This window comes from Pradoshia sp. Z6_59, assembly GCF_058267515.1.
Genome location: NZ_JBZCPP010000005.1, coordinates 1 through 16,822, shown reverse-complemented (window position 1 = coordinate 16,822; position 16,822 = coordinate 1). Strand labels below are relative to the sequence as shown.

The 16,822-nt window shown below is 37.3% G+C and carries 14 protein-coding genes; 7 read left to right on the top strand and 7 right to left on the bottom strand.

Going from position 1 to position 16,822, the window contains the following annotated elements; genetic code table 11:
* Positions 1-46 precede the first annotated feature (46 nt).
* The 7 genes from rsmG to rpmH all read right to left on the bottom strand — a co-directional run bounded on the left by rsmG (position 47) and on the right by rpmH (position 6,625).
* The gene (gene rsmG / locus AC4D4B_RS06815) at positions 47-763 is read right to left on the bottom strand and encodes a 16S rRNA (guanine(527)-N(7))-methyltransferase RsmG (RefSeq protein WP_490995183.1); all 717 of its coding nucleotides are present in this window, start codon (positions 761-763) and stop codon (positions 47-49) included.
* Positions 764-774: 11 nt separating this feature from the next.
* Positions 775-2,664, bottom strand: a complete 1,890-nt coding sequence (gene mnmG, locus AC4D4B_RS06810) for a tRNA uridine-5-carboxymethylaminomethyl(34) synthesis enzyme MnmG (protein ID WP_490995184.1) — start codon at positions 2,662-2,664, stop codon at positions 775-777.
* Positions 2,665-2,676: 12 nt separating this feature from the next.
* On the bottom strand, positions 2,677-4,062 hold the full coding sequence (gene mnmE, locus AC4D4B_RS06805) for a tRNA uridine-5-carboxymethylaminomethyl(34) synthesis GTPase MnmE (protein ID WP_490999503.1): 1,386 nt from the start codon (positions 4,060-4,062) through the stop codon (positions 2,677-2,679).
* 350 nt (positions 4,063-4,412) lie between these two features.
* Positions 4,413-5,033, bottom strand: coding sequence for an RNA-binding cell elongation regulator Jag/EloR (gene jag / locus AC4D4B_RS06800; RefSeq protein ID WP_490999502.1), 621 nt, complete (start codon positions 5,031-5,033; stop codon positions 4,413-4,415).
* Positions 5,030-5,803, bottom strand: coding sequence for a YidC family membrane integrase SpoIIIJ (spoIIIJ, locus tag AC4D4B_RS06795; RefSeq protein ID WP_066109790.1), 774 nt, complete (start codon positions 5,801-5,803; stop codon positions 5,030-5,032). Before spoIIIJ ends, jag begins: the two co-directional genes overlap by 4 nt.
* Positions 5,804-5,942: 139 nt before the next feature.
* The gene (gene rnpA / locus AC4D4B_RS06790) at positions 5,943-6,287 is read right to left on the bottom strand and encodes a ribonuclease P protein component (protein ID WP_490995187.1); all 345 of its coding nucleotides are present in this window, start codon (positions 6,285-6,287) and stop codon (positions 5,943-5,945) included.
* Between the two features lie 203 nt (positions 6,288-6,490).
* Positions 6,491-6,625 (bottom strand): 50S ribosomal protein L34, encoded by a 135-nt coding sequence (gene rpmH, locus AC4D4B_RS06785; protein ID WP_066109727.1) that lies wholly within the window; start codon positions 6,623-6,625, stop codon positions 6,491-6,493.
* 582 nt (positions 6,626-7,207) lie between these two features.
* On the opposite strand from rpmH, the gene dnaA reads away from it, so the two are divergent.
* From dnaA to gyrA, 7 genes are all read left to right on the top strand, one after another.
* Positions 7,208-8,557 (top strand): chromosomal replication initiator protein DnaA, encoded by a 1,350-nt coding sequence (gene dnaA, locus AC4D4B_RS06780; protein ID WP_490995188.1) that lies wholly within the window; start codon positions 7,208-7,210, stop codon positions 8,555-8,557.
* Positions 8,558-8,765: 208 nt separating this feature from the next.
* Positions 8,766-9,899 (top strand): DNA polymerase III subunit beta, encoded by a 1,134-nt coding sequence (gene dnaN, locus AC4D4B_RS06775; RefSeq protein WP_490999501.1) that lies wholly within the window; start codon positions 8,766-8,768, stop codon positions 9,897-9,899.
* A 114-nt stretch (positions 9,900-10,013) separates the two neighbouring features.
* Entirely contained in the window at positions 10,014-10,229 is a 216-nt protein-coding gene (yaaA, locus tag AC4D4B_RS06770; RefSeq protein ID WP_066109738.1) for a S4 domain-containing protein YaaA, read from the top strand.
* 18 nt (positions 10,230-10,247) lie between these two features.
* Positions 10,248-11,366, top strand: coding sequence for a DNA replication/repair protein RecF (recF, locus tag AC4D4B_RS06765; protein WP_490999500.1), 1,119 nt, complete (start codon positions 10,248-10,250; stop codon positions 11,364-11,366).
* A 10-nt stretch (positions 11,367-11,376) separates the two neighbouring features.
* Entirely contained in the window at positions 11,377-11,613 is a 237-nt protein-coding gene (gene remB / locus AC4D4B_RS06760) for an extracellular matrix regulator RemB (protein ID WP_490995191.1), read from the top strand.
* Between the two features lie 58 nt (positions 11,614-11,671).
* Positions 11,672-13,594 (top strand): DNA topoisomerase (ATP-hydrolyzing) subunit B, encoded by a 1,923-nt coding sequence (gyrB, locus tag AC4D4B_RS06755; protein ID WP_490995214.1) that lies wholly within the window; start codon positions 11,672-11,674, stop codon positions 13,592-13,594.
* Between the two features lie 147 nt (positions 13,595-13,741).
* Complete coding sequence (gyrA, locus tag AC4D4B_RS06750; RefSeq protein ID WP_490999499.1) at positions 13,742-16,294, top strand: DNA gyrase subunit A; 2,553 nt, start codon at positions 13,742-13,744, stop codon at positions 16,292-16,294.
* The last annotated feature ends 528 nt before the right edge of the window (positions 16,295-16,822 follow it).

Below are 16,822 nucleotides of genomic sequence, written 5' to 3'. Positions count from 1 at the left end.
GCTATCTTTATTATACCGTTTTTTAGAATATCCGTCTCAATAAAGTTTACTCTAATGGCTGCTTATTTGGTGTTCCCGGTTTTCGTGGATATTTTTTTGGCGTTTCTTTTACTTTATCAATTAAGATAATATGACGTTTGCTGTCTTCCTTTGGCAGTTGGAAATAAAAGTCCTGATCCATTTTACCACCTAAAATTGTCAACGCCTTTTTCCCTGCCAATACTTCATCATCAGCACCGGCACCTTTTAAAGCGATAAATTTGCCTCCTTTTTTTACTAATGGAAGGCATAACTCGCTTAAAACCGATAATCTGGCAACTGCTCTAGCCGTAACATAATCATATTGTTCCCGGTGTGCTGCTAATTTCCCAAATGTTTCTGCACGATCATGATATAAACTGACATCCTGTAAACCCAGCTCATCTGTTAAGGTTTTTAAAAAGGTAATCCGCTTATTTAAAGAATCTACAATAGACAATTTTATAGATGGAAAGCAAATCTTCAGTGGTATACTGGGAAACCCTGCTCCCGCTCCAACATCACATAAAGAAAGATCCTGATTAAAATCAATAAAGAAAGATGGTGAGATGGAATCATAGAAATGTTTCAAATAAACCTCTTCTTTATCCGTAATAGCTGTTAGATTTACTTTTTCATTCCACTCTACCAAAAGTTTAAAATACGTTTCGAATTGGTCAAGCTGAGAGGGAGAAAGAACAATTCCCTTCTCCTCTAATGCATGTTTAAATTCTGATATGTTCATTTATTTACCTCTTAATTTTGGGGTATTTTTGCAATTTTCCCTTGTTCAATATAAACAAGCAAGATAGAAATATCAGCTGGGTTGACACCTGATATACGTGAAGCCTGGGCCATAGATAATGGACGAACCTGTTTTAATTTCTGACGTGCTTCAGAAGCAAGCCCTGTAATAGCATCATAATCAATTAAATCAGGGATTCTTTTGTTTTCCATTTTCTTCAGCTTTTCTACTTGCTGAATCGACTTTTCAATGTAACCCTCATATTTAACCTGTATTTCCACCTGCTCTGCTACATCCTCCGGAACTTCATAGTTTGCAGGAATCAATTGGCTGATATGCTTGTACGATAATTCTGTCCTTCTAAGCAGGTCATTGCCGCGAATGCCATCCTTTAGTTCACTGCTTCCCCATTCTCTTAAATAAGATTGGGTAGTTTCATTTGGTTTAATGATGGTCGCAGCCAGCCTTTCGATTTCATTCTGAATAGCTTGCTTTTTAGTTAAGAAGCGTTCATAACGGTCCTCACTGATCAATCCAATGCGATGGCCTATTTCTGTTAATCTCAGGTCTGCATTATCATGTCTCAGCAATAAACGATATTCAGCACGGGATGTAAGCAATCTGTAAGGCTCATTCGTTCCCTTCGTAACCAGGTCATCAATCAGAACCCCAATATAGGCATCCGAACGGCTCAGAATGATTTCCTCTTCATTCAGAGCTCTGCGGCCTGCATTGATCCCAGCCATTAGCCCCTGTCCAGCAGCTTCTTCATAACCTGATGTCCCATTGATTTGACCAGCAGTATATAAGTTTTTAATATTCTTTGTTTCTAAGGTTGGCCAGAGCTGTGTTGGTACGATTGCATCATACTCAATTGCATAGCCAGCCCGCATCATCTGTACATTTTCAAGTCCCGGTATGGTTGCCAGGATTTCCTTTTGAACATCTTCTGGCAAGCTCGTTGAAAGTCCTTGTACATATACTTCGTTCGTGTCTCTGCCTTCCGGTTCAAGGAAGATTTGATGGCGTGGCTTATCATTAAAACGAACTACTTTATCTTCTATTGAAGGACAATAACGCGGTCCAGTACCCTTAATCATTCCAGAATACATAGGAGAGCGATGTAAATTATTATCGATAATCGTATGTGTTCCTTCATTTGTGTATGTCAGCCAACATGGCAATTGATCCGTAATATAGGTCGTTGTCTCATAGGAAAATGCCCTTGGTACATCGTCGCCAGGTTGTATTTCAGTTTTATTGTAATCAATTGTATCACCGTTCACTCTTGGCGGTGTACCTGTTTTAAAACGGACTAAATCTAGTCCAAGCTCTTCAAGGTGTTCAGATAGCTTGATGGATGGCTGTTGATTATTTGGGCCGCTGGAGTATTTTAATTCTCCTAAAATAATTTCTCCGCGTAAAAAAGTACCTGTTGTAATAACAACTGCTTTTGAATGATAGATAGCCCCTGTCTGTGTAATAACGCCCTTACATTCCCCATCCTCAATAAGTAAGCGATCAACCATCCCTTGCATGAGGGTTAGATTCTTTTCATTTTCGAGCGTTTTTTTCATTTCATTCTGATAGGCGAATTTATCTGCCTGTGCTCTTAACGCACGCACTGCCGGTCCCTTACCAGTATTGAGCATTCTCATTTGAATATGGGTCTTATCAATATTTTTACCCATTTCTCCACCAAGAGCATCAATCTCTCTGACTACGATCCCTTTTGCAGGACCACCTACTGATGGATTACAGGGCATAAATGCAACCATATCCAAATTAATTGTTAATACAAGTGTTTTAGCCCCTTGTCTGGCAGCAGCAAGACCTGCTTCACTCCCCGCATGACCTGCTCCTATTACTATTACATCATATTCACCAGCATGATATGCCATTGTTTTACCTCCTTATTTCCCAAGACAAAACTGCGAAAACAACTGATTGATTAAACTCTCATGGACACTTTCTCCAATAACTTCCCCTAATAGTTCCCATGACTTTGTTAAATCGATTTGAACCAGATCAATTGGTACACCGGCATTAATGCCATCCAGTGCATCATCAATTGCCTGTTTTGCTTTATTCAAAAGGGCTATATGACGTGAGTTAGATACATATGTCGCATCGCCGGAATTTAAATTTCCCTCAAAGAAAAGTCCAGAAATAGCTTCCTCTAAGTCATCTACACCTTTATCCTCTTTTAGCGATGTTAAAATAATCGAATAGTTCTTTGCAACAGCTTTAACTTTATCAATTTCAAGCTTTCCAGGAAGATCTGTTTTGTTAATAAGCACAATGACATCCATCCCATTGACAGCTTCAAACAAACGTTGGTCTTCTTCTGTAAATTCTTCTGCATGATTAAGCACAAGCAGTATTAAATCTGCTTTCTTTAATACCTCTCTGGAACGTTCCACTCCGATACGCTCTACTATATCTTCTGTTTCACGTATTCCGGCAGTATCCACCAAACGAAGCGGGACTCCTCTTACATTAACATATTCTTCAATGACATCCCTTGTGGTTCCTGGAATATCTGTAACAATTGCTTTGTTTTCCTGTACCAAACTGTTTAATAAGGAAGACTTTCCTACATTAGGTCTTCCGACAATTACGGTTGAAATGCCTTCTCTTAAAATTTTCCCCTGATGACTGGTTTGCAGTAATTTTTCAATTTCACCGCTGACATATTCGCAGCGTTCCTTAAATAAGTGATGAGTCATTTCCTCCACATCATCATATTCAGGGTAATCTATATTAACTTCTACCTGAGCCAGTGTTTCAAGGATATCCTGACGCAATTTTTTTATCAATCTTGACAGTTTACCTTCAACTTGCCCTAAAGCCACATTCATTGCTTTATCTGTCTTCGCTCTGATTAAATCCATTACAGCTTCCGCTTGAGACAAATCAATCCGTCCATTTAGAAATGCCCGTTTTGTAAACTCTCCAGGCTCGGCTAAAGTAGCTCCCTGTCTTAAAATAAGCTGAAGTACTCTATTCACGGAAACTAAACCGCCATGGCAATTAATTTCGACGATATCTTCACGAGTAAATGTATTTGGAGCTTTTAAAACGGTCACCATGACTTCTTCTATAATGGTATTCGTTTTAGGATCCACGATATTTCCATAGTGTATCGTATGACTCGGCACTTCAGTCAATCTCTTCCCTTTTGGGCTCCGATAAACAGAGTCTGCGATACTTATTGCTTCATCTCCGCTAATACGAACAATTCCGATTGCTCCCTCTCCCATTGGAGTTGATATCGCAGCAATTGTATCAAAATCCATGAACTATACTCCTTTCATAACAAAATTAAAAATCTATAATAATCGACACATACCATTTGTACCCGCCGCTCTTATCCACAATCACTAAAATGCAATACGTATAATTTTAACTTATCCACATGTGAATAACAAGAATCTAAGTATATTCTTCCTTTTAGATATAAATTATTCAGCTAAATTGTTAACTCGGTTCTTCTATTTGTAAGCTTATATCTACTTTGCCCTAATACTCTCGTTTAGATATCAGAAAGCCCAGTCTTTTTAATTATTAAAATCCAATAAATTCAATTAATTATAACTAGAAGCATTCAAAAAAAAATCTCCGAAATCATTCGGAGATTTTGTTCACGCTATTTATTTGGCGAAATCACGATATGACGATGTGGTTCAGTACCTGCAGAGTACGTTTTGACTTTTTTATTATTCATCAGCGCCGTATGAATCACTTTTCTTTCAAATGAAGGCATTGGCTCCAATGATACTTCTTTTTTTGTATAGATAGCCTTATTAGCCATTTTTTCTGAAAGATTAATTAATGCTTCATTTCTTCGGCTTCGATAATCCTCAGCATCGAGCATGATCGTTATATATTGGGTAGAGTTTTTATTTACTACAAGCTGAGTCAGGTATTGAAGGGAATTTAATGTTTGTCCCCTTTTTCCAATCAGCATGGCTATTTTCTCACCAGATAACTCAAATGTAACAACTTTGCCTTCTTGCTTATGATGAACATGTACCTCTGCACCCATTTTTTCTGCTACATTCTCGATGAATTGCTTTGCTTCTGCTAACGGATCATGCTTAACAGTCACCTTAACGATAGCCGGTCTTGAGCCAAACAGGCCTAAAAACCCTTTTTTTCCTTCATCTACAACTTGAATTTCAGTCTTTTCCTTCGTTGTATTTAATTCCTTAAGAGCAGATTTAACAGCTTCATTAACTGTTTGGGCTGTAGCGGTTACTTGTTTCACTTTTTCTTACCTCCGGCTTTTACATTTGATTTATCGGCTTTTGCTTGCTTTAAATCAGGCCCTTTAATGAAGTAAGTTTGGGCAATCGAGAAAATATTACCAACAACCCAGTATAAAGATAGTGCTGCCGGGAAGTTAATTGCGAATACAATAATCATAATCGGCATAATATATAGCATCATTTGCATAGTTGGATTATCATCCTGTCCAACCATGGATATTTTTTGTTGAATAAAGGTTGTTGCACCTGCAATTAGCGGAAGGATAAAGTATGGATCCTTGTCGCCTAAATCGAACCATAGGAAACTATGATTAGCAATTTCAGTTGTTCTCATAATTGCGTGATAGAACGCAATCAAAATCGGCATTTGAACAAAAATCGGCAAACATCCTGCCAATGGGTTTACCCCGTGTTTTTGGAACAAAGCCATTGTTTCCTGCTGCAGTTTTTGTTGAGTTTCAGCATCCTTAGAGCTGTATTTCTCTTTCAATCTATTCATTTCCGGTTGAATAGCCTGCATCGCTTTTGTACTTTTAATTTGTTTAATCATCAATGGCAAAATCAATAATCTAACCAATATTGTGACTAGAATAATCGATATTCCATATTTATTACCTAATAACTCAGCCATTTTGATTATCAGCCAGGAAAGCGGATAAACAAAGTATTGATTCCAGATACCTGTACTTTCTGAATCTATTGGTTGATTGACTTCACTACATCCTGATAGAACAGCGATGAGAAAAACAACCGAACCAAAGAGAAGCATATGTTTCTTCTTCAAGCCTTATTTCCTCCTAACTACTTAAGAGGCATTAATACCTCTTATATGCCAATGAATGTATTTTAACATCTTTTAGATGTCTACGCCTAAATGTTTTAGGCTTTTTTATAACAGAAAACCTACACTACATTTTTCTCAAGACGCCAGCACGCTTTAATACATGGATTAGACTCGCTTTCGATTCATGGAAGTCCATTTCTGAGGTTGGTTTTCTTGCAACAATGATGTAGTCATTCCCCTTCATGATTCGATCCTCAAGCTCTAAAAAGGATTGCCTTACATAACGTTTAACACGGTTCCGTGTCACTGCATTGCCAATTTTCTTACTCACTGAAAGACCAAGGCGAAAGTTTTCCTGTTCCTTCTTCTTTAATACGTAAATAACAAATTGCCTATTCGCAAAAGATTTACCTTTTTTAAATACTTCCTGGAAATCCTGATTCTTTTTAATCCTGCGCTCTTTGTTCATATATCCACCTGCACCTAACACATACGTTCAACTTTTAAATGGGTTTCGATTTATTTCTAATCCCATTATATTTCCATTGTACATCATTAACAAATTTACGCATTATTAAAACGCCAATCTGTATATAACTTTGAACTGTTTCTCATCTTATTCATTAAAAAACGCTTTAAGCTTAAAAAAAGACCACTGAAATGGTCAGTGGTCTAGGCAGATAATACTTTTCTTCCTTTACGACGACGAGCTGCAAGAACACGACGTCCGTTTTTTGTGCTCATGCGGGCACGGAACCCATGAACTTTGCTGTGTTTACGTTTATTTGGTTGGTACGTTCTTTTCATATTAGTACACCTCCCTGAGGATTACAGTTAAAGACAGTCTTTACAATTATATAGATGGAGATACGTAATTGTCAACTTATACTTTCAAACATTAAAAACTGTCTCCAGATCTACAAACAAATAAATTTATATGAATCAGTTAAATTTCATTTTTAAAATTTACCTTGTCCTCTATGGATAGGTTGTGGATAATTAAATTATCCCTTTTTAACAATCCACACCCCTTTTCGACAGGTTTTGCACAAACACACTTCTTGTGGAAAACTTTCATCCCCATGTACAGAGTCTTGTGGATAAATAACAAAAAACGTTGCAACTCAAGCAAATTTTTGATATCATATTTTTTGTTTTCATTCTTAATAACTTATCCACATAAATAATTATCCACAGATTGTTAATAAGCTGTGGATAGGATTTTGCACAGGAGCGTATAACTTTGTCCACAGGAAGTGGATATTGTCGAAAACCTATATTCCCCATAATGTTCCTTATACATTGTTATTTATATTTATACATTTCCTATTTATATTGTTTTAATTCGAGTTTATTGTGGTTTGGCTGTCTTTGAAGGAGGATTGACGAGTGAAAAATATAGATGAGCTATGGAAGCACTCATTATCAATATTAGAAAAGAAAATAAGCAAGCCAAGCTTTGAAACCTGGCTGAAATCTACTAAAGCTTATTCTTTAAAAAAGGATACACTCACAGTAATTGCGCCAAACGAGTTTGCCCGAGATTGGCTTGAGGAACGTTACTCAGATGTAATAGGTGAGGTTTTATACGAAACTACAGGCGAACAATTGGAAGTTAAATTCATTATTCCTCATAACCAAAAGGAAGAAGAATATGATTTACCAGCTCCAGCCAAAAAGATTAGAAAATCTGATGATCAGAATGAGATACCTCAAACCTTATTAATACCAAAGTATACTTTTGATACTTTCGTTATTGGGTCCGGTAATCGTTTTGCACATGCAGCATCCCTGGCTGTAGCGGAAGCTCCGGCTAAAGCCTATAATCCTCTATTTATTTATGGGGGAGTTGGGCTTGGTAAAACACATTTAATGCACGCTATCGGCCATTACGTATTGGAGCACAACCCATCAGCTAAAGTGGTTTATTTGTCATCCGAGAAATTTACAAATGAATTTATCAATTCAATCCGAGATAACCGTGCTGAAGATTTCCGTAATAAATACCGGAATGTCGATGTACTGCTAATTGATGATATCCAATTTTTAGCTGGAAAAGAATCGACTCAGGAGGAATTTTTCCATACGTTTAATGCACTCCACGAGGAAAGCAAACAAATCGTTATCTCAAGCGATCGTCCTCCGAAAGAGATTCCGACTCTAGAAGATCGGTTGCGGTCTCGTTTTGAATGGGGTCTGATTACTGATATTACGCCGCCAGATCTTGAAACAAGGATTGCAATCCTGCGGAAAAAAGCAAAAGCTGAACGACTGGATATTTCGAATGAAGTCATGATTTATATAGCAAACCAAATCGATTCAAATATTCGCGAGCTCGAAGGAGCCCTGATCAGAGTGGTAGCCTATTCATCCCTAATAAATAAGGATATTAACGCAGATTTAGCTGCTGAAGCTCTAAAGGATATCATTCCGAATTCGAAACCAAAAATTATCGCTATATCGGATATTCAGAGGACAGTTGGAGAATACTTTAATGTAAAATTAGATGATTTTAAAGCTAAAAAACGGACAAAATCAGTTGCCTTCCCTAGACAGATTGCTATGTATTTGTCCAGAGAGCTGACTGACTCTTCTTTGCCAAAGATAGGGGAAGAATTCGGCGGACGTGACCATACAACCGTTATACATGCACATGAAAAAATATCTAAGCTATTACAAATCGATTCTCAGCTACAGGATCATATTAAGGAAATTACTTTAAAACTTAATAGTCACTGATCAACGAAGCAGTTACTAACTGTTGATAATCAATTAAGTTGCTATCAAGATTACTCACAGTCTGTCCACATGTGGATAGACTGTTTTTCGGTCAAATAATCGAGTTATCCACATTTCCACAGGCCCTACTATTACTTCTTCTTTTATTTTTATAAATAAATTAATAAATATGTATCTAAAATCAATCATCATACTGGGAGGATTACTTATGAAAATTACGATTCAGCGCGACCGTCTGGTCCAAAGCGTTACTGATGTTCTTAAAGCGGTATCAACCCGTACCACGATACCAATTCTTACTGGAATAAAAATTAAAGCAAATGAAGAAGGGGTCACCTTAACAGGAAGTGATTCTGATATCTCTATTGAATCGTTCATTCCAGCAGAAGAAGAAGGCAATGAATTAGTTGAAATTAAAGAGTCTGGATCAATCGTTTTACCGGCTCGTTTCTTTGCTGAAATCGTAAAAAAACTTCCAGAAAGCACAGTTGATTTGGAAGTATATGCACATCTGCAAACAATTATTCGTTCAGGAAAAGCTGAATATAAACTAAACGGACTAAATGCTGAAGATTATCCACAGCTTCCTCAAATGGAAGAACAACATATGTATTCAATGCCAATCGATTTACTAAAAAATATTATCCGTCAAACCATTTTTGCAGTGTCCACCTCAGAAACACGCCCTGTGTTGACAGGTGTAAACTGGCGTATAGAAGATGGACAATTAATCTGTATTGCAACAGATAGCCATCGATTGGCCATGAGAAAAACGGTGATTAATGGAAATGGAGATAGCTACAGTGTAGTCGTCCCTGGAAAGAGCTTAAGTGAATTAAGTAAAATCCTCGATGACACGGATGAAGAAATCAAAATTATATTTACAGAAAATCAGGTACTGTTTAAATCAAAAAATTTATTATTCTTCTCTAGATTATTAGAGGGTAATTATCCAGATACTTCTCGATTAATACCGAACGAAAGCAAAACAGATGTTAGAATAAATACAAAGGAACTTCTTCATGCCATTGATCGTGCTTCTTTATTGGCGAGAGAAAGCAGAAATAATGTTGTTAAGCTTTCTACAATTGGAAATTCCTATATCGAAATTTCCTCTCATACACCAGAGGTAGGTACAGTAACAGAGGAAATCGTTACTCAAACAATTGAGGGAGAGGAATTAAAAATATCCTTTAGCGCTAAATATATGATGGATGCACTTAAAGCCTTGAATGTAACAGAAGTAACTATTAATTTTACTGGGGCAATGAGACCATTTGTTCTTAAAGGTGTAGATGACGACAGTATGCTGCAGTTGATTCTGCCTGTTAGAACATATTGATTTAAAAATTTTTGAGAACCTGTTTTTGGATATGCATCGAAACAGGTTCTTTTTGTGCAAAACCAAATTTTTTAGTAAAATAAACTTTTAGAGACTTTTACAGGTGGGATTATTATGATGGAATCAATACGTATTCAAACCGAGTACATTACCCTCGGGCAATTTTTAAAATTAGCGAGTATTATCGACTCTGGCGGGAACGCAAAATGGTTTCTTTCAGAATATGAGGTATACGTAAACGGTGAACTGGACGTTCGCAGAGGCAGAAAGCTCCGGGTTGGAGACCGTATTGAAATCCCGGATGTCGGTTCCTATATTATTACGGATTAAAGTAAAGGATCTAAAGATATGTATCTTGAAAAGATTAGTCTTCAACATTATAGAAACTATGAAAGTCTGACCGCCGAATTTGAAAACAAGGTGAATGTTATACTTGGAGAAAATGCTCAGGGAAAAACAAATGTGATGGAAGCTATGTATGTACTGGCCATGGCTAAATCTCACCGCACCTCCAATGATAAAGATCTTATTCGATGGGACCAGGAATATGCTAAAATAGAGGGAAGAGTACTGAAAAACAGAGGGCCTCTTCCTATGGAATTGATTATTTCCAAAAAAGGAAAAAAAGCTAAAAGTAATCACTTGGAGCAAAAGCGTTTGAGCCAATACATCGGCAATATGAATGTGATTATGTTTGCTCCGGAGGACTTGAACCTGGTGAAGGGCAGCCCTTTAATCAGAAGACGCTTTATAGATATGGAAATAGGACAAGTATCACCTGTTTATTTACATGATATAAACCAATACCAAAAGATTTTGAATCAACGTAATGCATTTTTGAGGCAGGCACAACTGAGCAAAAAAGCTGACGATGCTATGCTTGCAGTTTTAAATGACCAATTCATTCATTATGCTGCAAGAATTCTTTTAAAGAGGTTCGAATTCCTTGAATTGCTTAAGAATTGGGCAAAACCTATCCATAAAGGTATTTCTAGAGGTCTAGAAACGCTGGATATTCAATATAAACCATCCATAGAGGTATCAGAATCTATGGACTTGTCGAAAATAGTAGAAAGATTTCAGGAAAAATTTGATAAAATAAATACGAGAGAAAAAGAACGTGGCACAACATTAATTGGTCCACATAGAGATGACCTGCAATTCTTTGTAAATGGTCATGATGTGCAAACGTTTGGGTCGCAAGGCCAGCAAAGAACAACAGCCTTATCTTTAAAATTAGCTGAAATTGAGCTGATTCATTCAGAAATTAATGAATATCCAATTCTATTGCTTGATGATGTTCTATCTGAACTGGATGATTACAGACAATCGCATTTGTTGAATACCATTCAAGGTAAGGTACAAACCTTTGTAACGACTACAAGTGTAGACGGAATCGATCATCAAACATTGAGAGAAGCTGCAACCTTTCAAGTGAAAAGCGGAACAATGTCCAGATTGAAATGAGGTGGTTAAGATGTATCTTCATGTCGGAAACGATACTGTAATTAAGGCCAGTGAACTAGTTACGGCACTTGATGCCAAAATGCTATCAGATTCACCTGTATTACAGAAATTTCTAGACGAAAATAAGGTTATTGATCTGGCTGAAGGTAATACAAAATCAATTGTGGTTACAGTTCATCACATCTATCTCTCACCAATTGGACTAACTGCTTTGAAAAGGAAATCTGCAAAGATGTCTACGTTGTAACACAATCGATAAAGATACGAAATAAATGCATGAAAAGTGTAGGTGAAATGGTTTGACAATGGAGCAAAAAGAAATACAAAAAGAATCCTATGATGAAAACCAGATACAAATACTTGAAGGGCTAGAGGCAGTACGTAAAAGGCCTGGTATGTATATTGGTTCCACAAGTTCCAGAGGGCTTCACCATTTAGTCTGGGAAATAGTCGATAATAGTATTGATGAGGCACTGGCAGGATATTGTGATGAAATCAATGTATTCATCAATAAAGATAATAGCATTACGGTTAAGGATAACGGTCGTGGTATTCCTGTTGGTATACACGAAAAAGTAGGCCGTCCTGCAGTAGAAGTCATTATGACAACTTTACATGCCGGTGGTAAATTTGGCGGCGGGGGCTACAAAGTCTCCGGAGGTCTTCATGGTGTGGGTGCTTCAGTTGTTAATGCCCTGTCTACTGAATTGTCTGTCCAAGTAGAACGTGAAGGGAAAATTCATCTTCAACGTTTTGAAAGAGGTACACCAAAAGGCGAGCTTGAGATTTTAGGTGAATCCGATCGTACTGGTACAACTATTACATTTAAACCTGATGGTGAAATTTTCACGGAAACACTTATATATGAATATGAGATTTTGGCAGTAAGGTTAAGGGAATTAGCCTTCTTAAACCGTGGTATTAAAATCACTATTAAGGATGAACGTGAAGATGGTAAAGAAAATGAATATTACTATGAAGGCGGCATTAAATCCTATGTAGAGCATCTAAATCGTACGAGAGAGGTACTTCACGAAGAACCAATCTATGTCGAGGGTGCTAAAGACGGGATTTCTGTTGAGGTTGCTTTGCAATACAATGATAGTTTTACAAGTAATATTTATTCATTTGCCAACAATATCCACACTCATGAAGGTGGAACACACGAATCTGGATTTAAAACAGCCTTAACTCGTGTAATAAATGATTATGCAAGGAAATACGGCATGATCAAAGAGAATGACCAGAATTTAACCGGTGAAGATGTTCGTGAAGGCTTAACTGCGATTGTATCGATCAAACATCCTGATCCGCAATTTGAAGGGCAAACAAAAACCAAGCTTGGTAACTCTGAGGCAAGGACGATAACAGATTCCATTTTCTCTGGAAAAATGGAGAAATTCATGCTTGAAAATCCTAGTGTCGCAAGAAAAATTATTGATAAAGGACTAATGGCTGCGAGAGCAAGAGCAGCAGCTAAAAAGGCCAGAGAGCTAACAAGAAGAAAGAGTGCCTTGGAGATTTCCAACTTACCGGGTAAGTTAGCTGACTGTTCCTCAAAGGATCCATCCATTAGTGAAATTTATATCGTTGAGGGTGATTCTGCTGGCGGATCAGCAAAATCTGGCCGTGATCGACACTTCCAGGCCATTTTGCCTTTGCGTGGTAAAATATTAAACGTAGAGAAAGCACGTTTAGATAGAATTCTTGGCAACCAAGAGATCAGAATGATTGTAACAGCTCTTGGAACGGGTATAGGAGAAGATTTTGATATTACGAAGGCACGATATCATAAAGTTGTCATCATGACTGATGCCGATGTCGACGGTGCCCATATCAGAACCTTATTGTTGACGTTCTTCTATCGTTATATGCGACCGATTATTGAAAATGGTTATATCTATATTGCACAGCCGCCTTTATACAAAATACAGCAAGGCAAGCGTATAATGTATGCTTATAATGATCGAGAGCTGGAAAGTATTATGAGTGAGCTCCCGAGCCAGCCAAAACCTGGTCTGCAACGTTATAAAGGTCTGGGTGAAATGAATGCAACACAGTTATGGGATACTACGATGGATCCAGAGCACAGAACTTTGTTGCAAGTTAGTCTAGAAGATGCAATCGATGCTGATGAAACCTTTGAAATGCTTATGGGTGATAAAGTTGAACCGCGTCGAAATTTCATTGAAGAAAATGCGTTACAAGTTAAGAATCTAGATATATAAATTCGATTGATTTTTAAGTATGACTTCAATGGGATTGTTATTGAATTGGGGAATAGCGATCCATACATCTTTTCTGCAGGATAGACAACATCTATCCTGTCTTTTTACATGTATAACTGGATTTTGCGGATAAGAGGAGGTAATTCCATGGCGGAAATGGAAAACTCGAGGGTTAAAGAAATAAATATAAGTCAGGAAATGCGAACATCATTCTTAGATTATGCTATGAGTGTTATCGTTGCCAGAGCACTTCCGGATGTTCGTGACGGGTTGAAGCCTGTTCATAGGCGTGTATTGTACGCTATGAATGATTTAGGTATGACTTCTGATAAAGCATTTAAGAAATCAGCACGTATCGTTGGTGAAGTTATCGGTAAGTATCACCCTCATGGTGATACAGCTGTATACGACACAATGGTTCGTATGGCACAGGATTTCAACCTTAGATATATGTTGGTTGAGGGGCATGGTAACTTTGGATCTGTTGATGGTGACTCAGCTGCGGCAATGCGTTATACAGAAGCCCGTATGTCTAAAATATCAATGGAATTAGTTAGAGACTTAAACAAGGATACAATCGATTATCGTGATAACTATGATGGTTCTGAAAAGGAACCAGTAGTACTTCCATCACGTTTTCCTAACCTGCTTGTAAATGGTTCTTCTGGAATCGCGGTTGGTATGGCTACGAATATTCCTCCACATCAGTTAGGAGAGGTTATTGATGGTGTGCTTGCTTTAAGTAAAGACCCTGAGATCTCTATACAGGAATTGATGGAAATTATCCCAGGTCCGGACTTTCCAACTGCTGGTCAAATTTTAGGAAGAAGCGGTATTCGTAAAGCTTACGAAACTGGCCGTGGTTCCATCACATTAAGAGCAAGATCTTTTATTGAAGAAAAATCAAATGGAAAGCAAGTTATTATTGTAACCGAACTTCCATATCAAGTGAACAAAGCTAAGCTGGTTGAACGTATTGCAGAATTGGTACGTGATAAGAAAATCGAAGGTATTACGGATTTACGGGATGAGTCTGACCGTAACGGTATGCGTGTCGTAATTGAATTAAGAAGAGACACGAATGCGAATGTACTTTTAAATAATTTATATAAACATACAGCGATGCAAACAACCTTTGGTATAAATATGCTCTCTCTTGTTGATGATCAGCCGAAGGTCTTGAATCTGAAGCAAATGCTTTATTACTACTTAGAGCATCAGAAGGTAATTGTTCGCAGAAGAACGCAATTTGAACTTCGTAAAGCAGAGGCTAGAGCGCATATTTTAGAAGGATTACGAATTGCACTCGACCACATTGATGAAATTATAGCCTTAATCCGTGGTTCTCAAACTACTGATATTGCTAGAGAAGGATTAATGACTAAGTTTGAGTTAACTGAAAAGCAAGCTCAGGCGATTTTGGATATGCGTCTGCAAAGGTTAACAGGCTTAGAAAGAGATAAAATTGAAAATGAATATAATGAGCTTATGACGCTGATCGGCGAGTTAAGAGCCATTCTTGCTGACGAAGAAAAGCTATTAGACTTAATTCGTGAAGAGTTAACTGAAATTAAAGAACGGTTCAATGACGAAAGAAGAACAGAAATTGTGTTGGCTGGTCTGGAGCATATTGAGGATGAAGACTTAATCCCTCAAGAAAATATCGTTATCTCTTTAACAAATAAAGGGTATATTAAGCGACTGCCAGCATCCACATACAGAAGTCAGCGCCGTGGAGGACGAGGTATTCAGGGAATGGGTACCAATGAAGATGACTTCGTTGAGCATCTGCTAACAACTTCAACGCATGATACAATTCTCTTCTTTACGAATAAAGGAAAGGTATATCGTTCGAAGGGTTATGAAATCCCTGAATATGGACGGACTGCTAAAGGTCTGCCAATTATAAACTTACTTGAAATTGAAAAAGATGAGTGGATTAATGCGATTATCCCAGTTGAGGAATTTGTAGACGATTGGTTCTTATTCTTTACTACTAAACAAGGGATTTCTAAACGTTCCCCATTATCTTCTTTTGCCAATATTAGAAATAACGGATTGATTGCAGTTGGTTTGCGCGATAACGATGAATTGATTTCCGTTAAATTAACTGATGGTACTCGAAACATCATCATTGGAACAAAAGATGGTCAATTGATCCGATTCCCAGAAACTGATGTGCGTTCAATGGGACGTACAGCAACGGGTGTGAAAGGTATCACATTAAGCGAGAATGATGAAGTAGTAGGTATGGATATTCTCGAAGAAAATGATGATATTTTAATTGTTACTCGCAATGGGTATGGAAAACGGACCGGGGAAGAAGAATATAGAATTCAAAGTCGTGGCGGTAAAGGAATTAAAACCTGCAATATAACTGATAAAACAGGTTCATTAGTATCTGTAAAAACTGTTACTGGTGAAGAAGATTTAATGGTTATTACTGCTGCAGGTGTTATTATCCGTATGGATGTAGGACAGATTTCTCGTTTGGGAAGAAATACAATGGGTGTTAAATTGATTAGACTTGAATCAGGTGATGATCAATATGTGTCTACAGTAGCTAAGGTACAAAAAGAAGAAGACTCTCCTGAGGATGACGAGCTAGAAGAAACAATAGAACAAACAGATTCACAACCAGAAGAACAAACAGAGCAAAGCACAGATGTTGAAACAGTGGATACACCTGAAGAAGAATAATAGGCGATAATACATTTGGTTTATACAAAGTAGCTTTTATTTACAACACCTCTTTTTTAAGGGGTGTTGTTTTTATAACTGATTGTTTAAAGAAATTGTTTGGTGCGGATCATATTATGCCTGTTTTATATAGAGTTGATACATGCTAATAACAGTGTTCAGCTGTGGATTGGAGATGATACGAGAGGCAGAGCTAATAACCTTTAAGCTAATACGATGAGTTGATTATATATGTTTTATAGTTTTTTTATAAAAAGTGTTGCATTTCTATTTAGGAATTGATATACTGATTTAGCTGACCGGGAAACACCGTGAAGCACAAACATTAAATAAAAAAAGTTGTTGACAAAAGGTTGCTAACTTGATATGATAATTAAGTCGCCAAAACGACAACAAAACAGATTGTTCTTTGAAAACTAAACAAAACGAAACGCCAAGCAAGTCTAAAAACAAGAGATTTTTAAAATCTCGTCAATTTGCTTTAAAATTTAGCTAGATCAAACATCTTTCGGAGAGTTTGATCCTGGC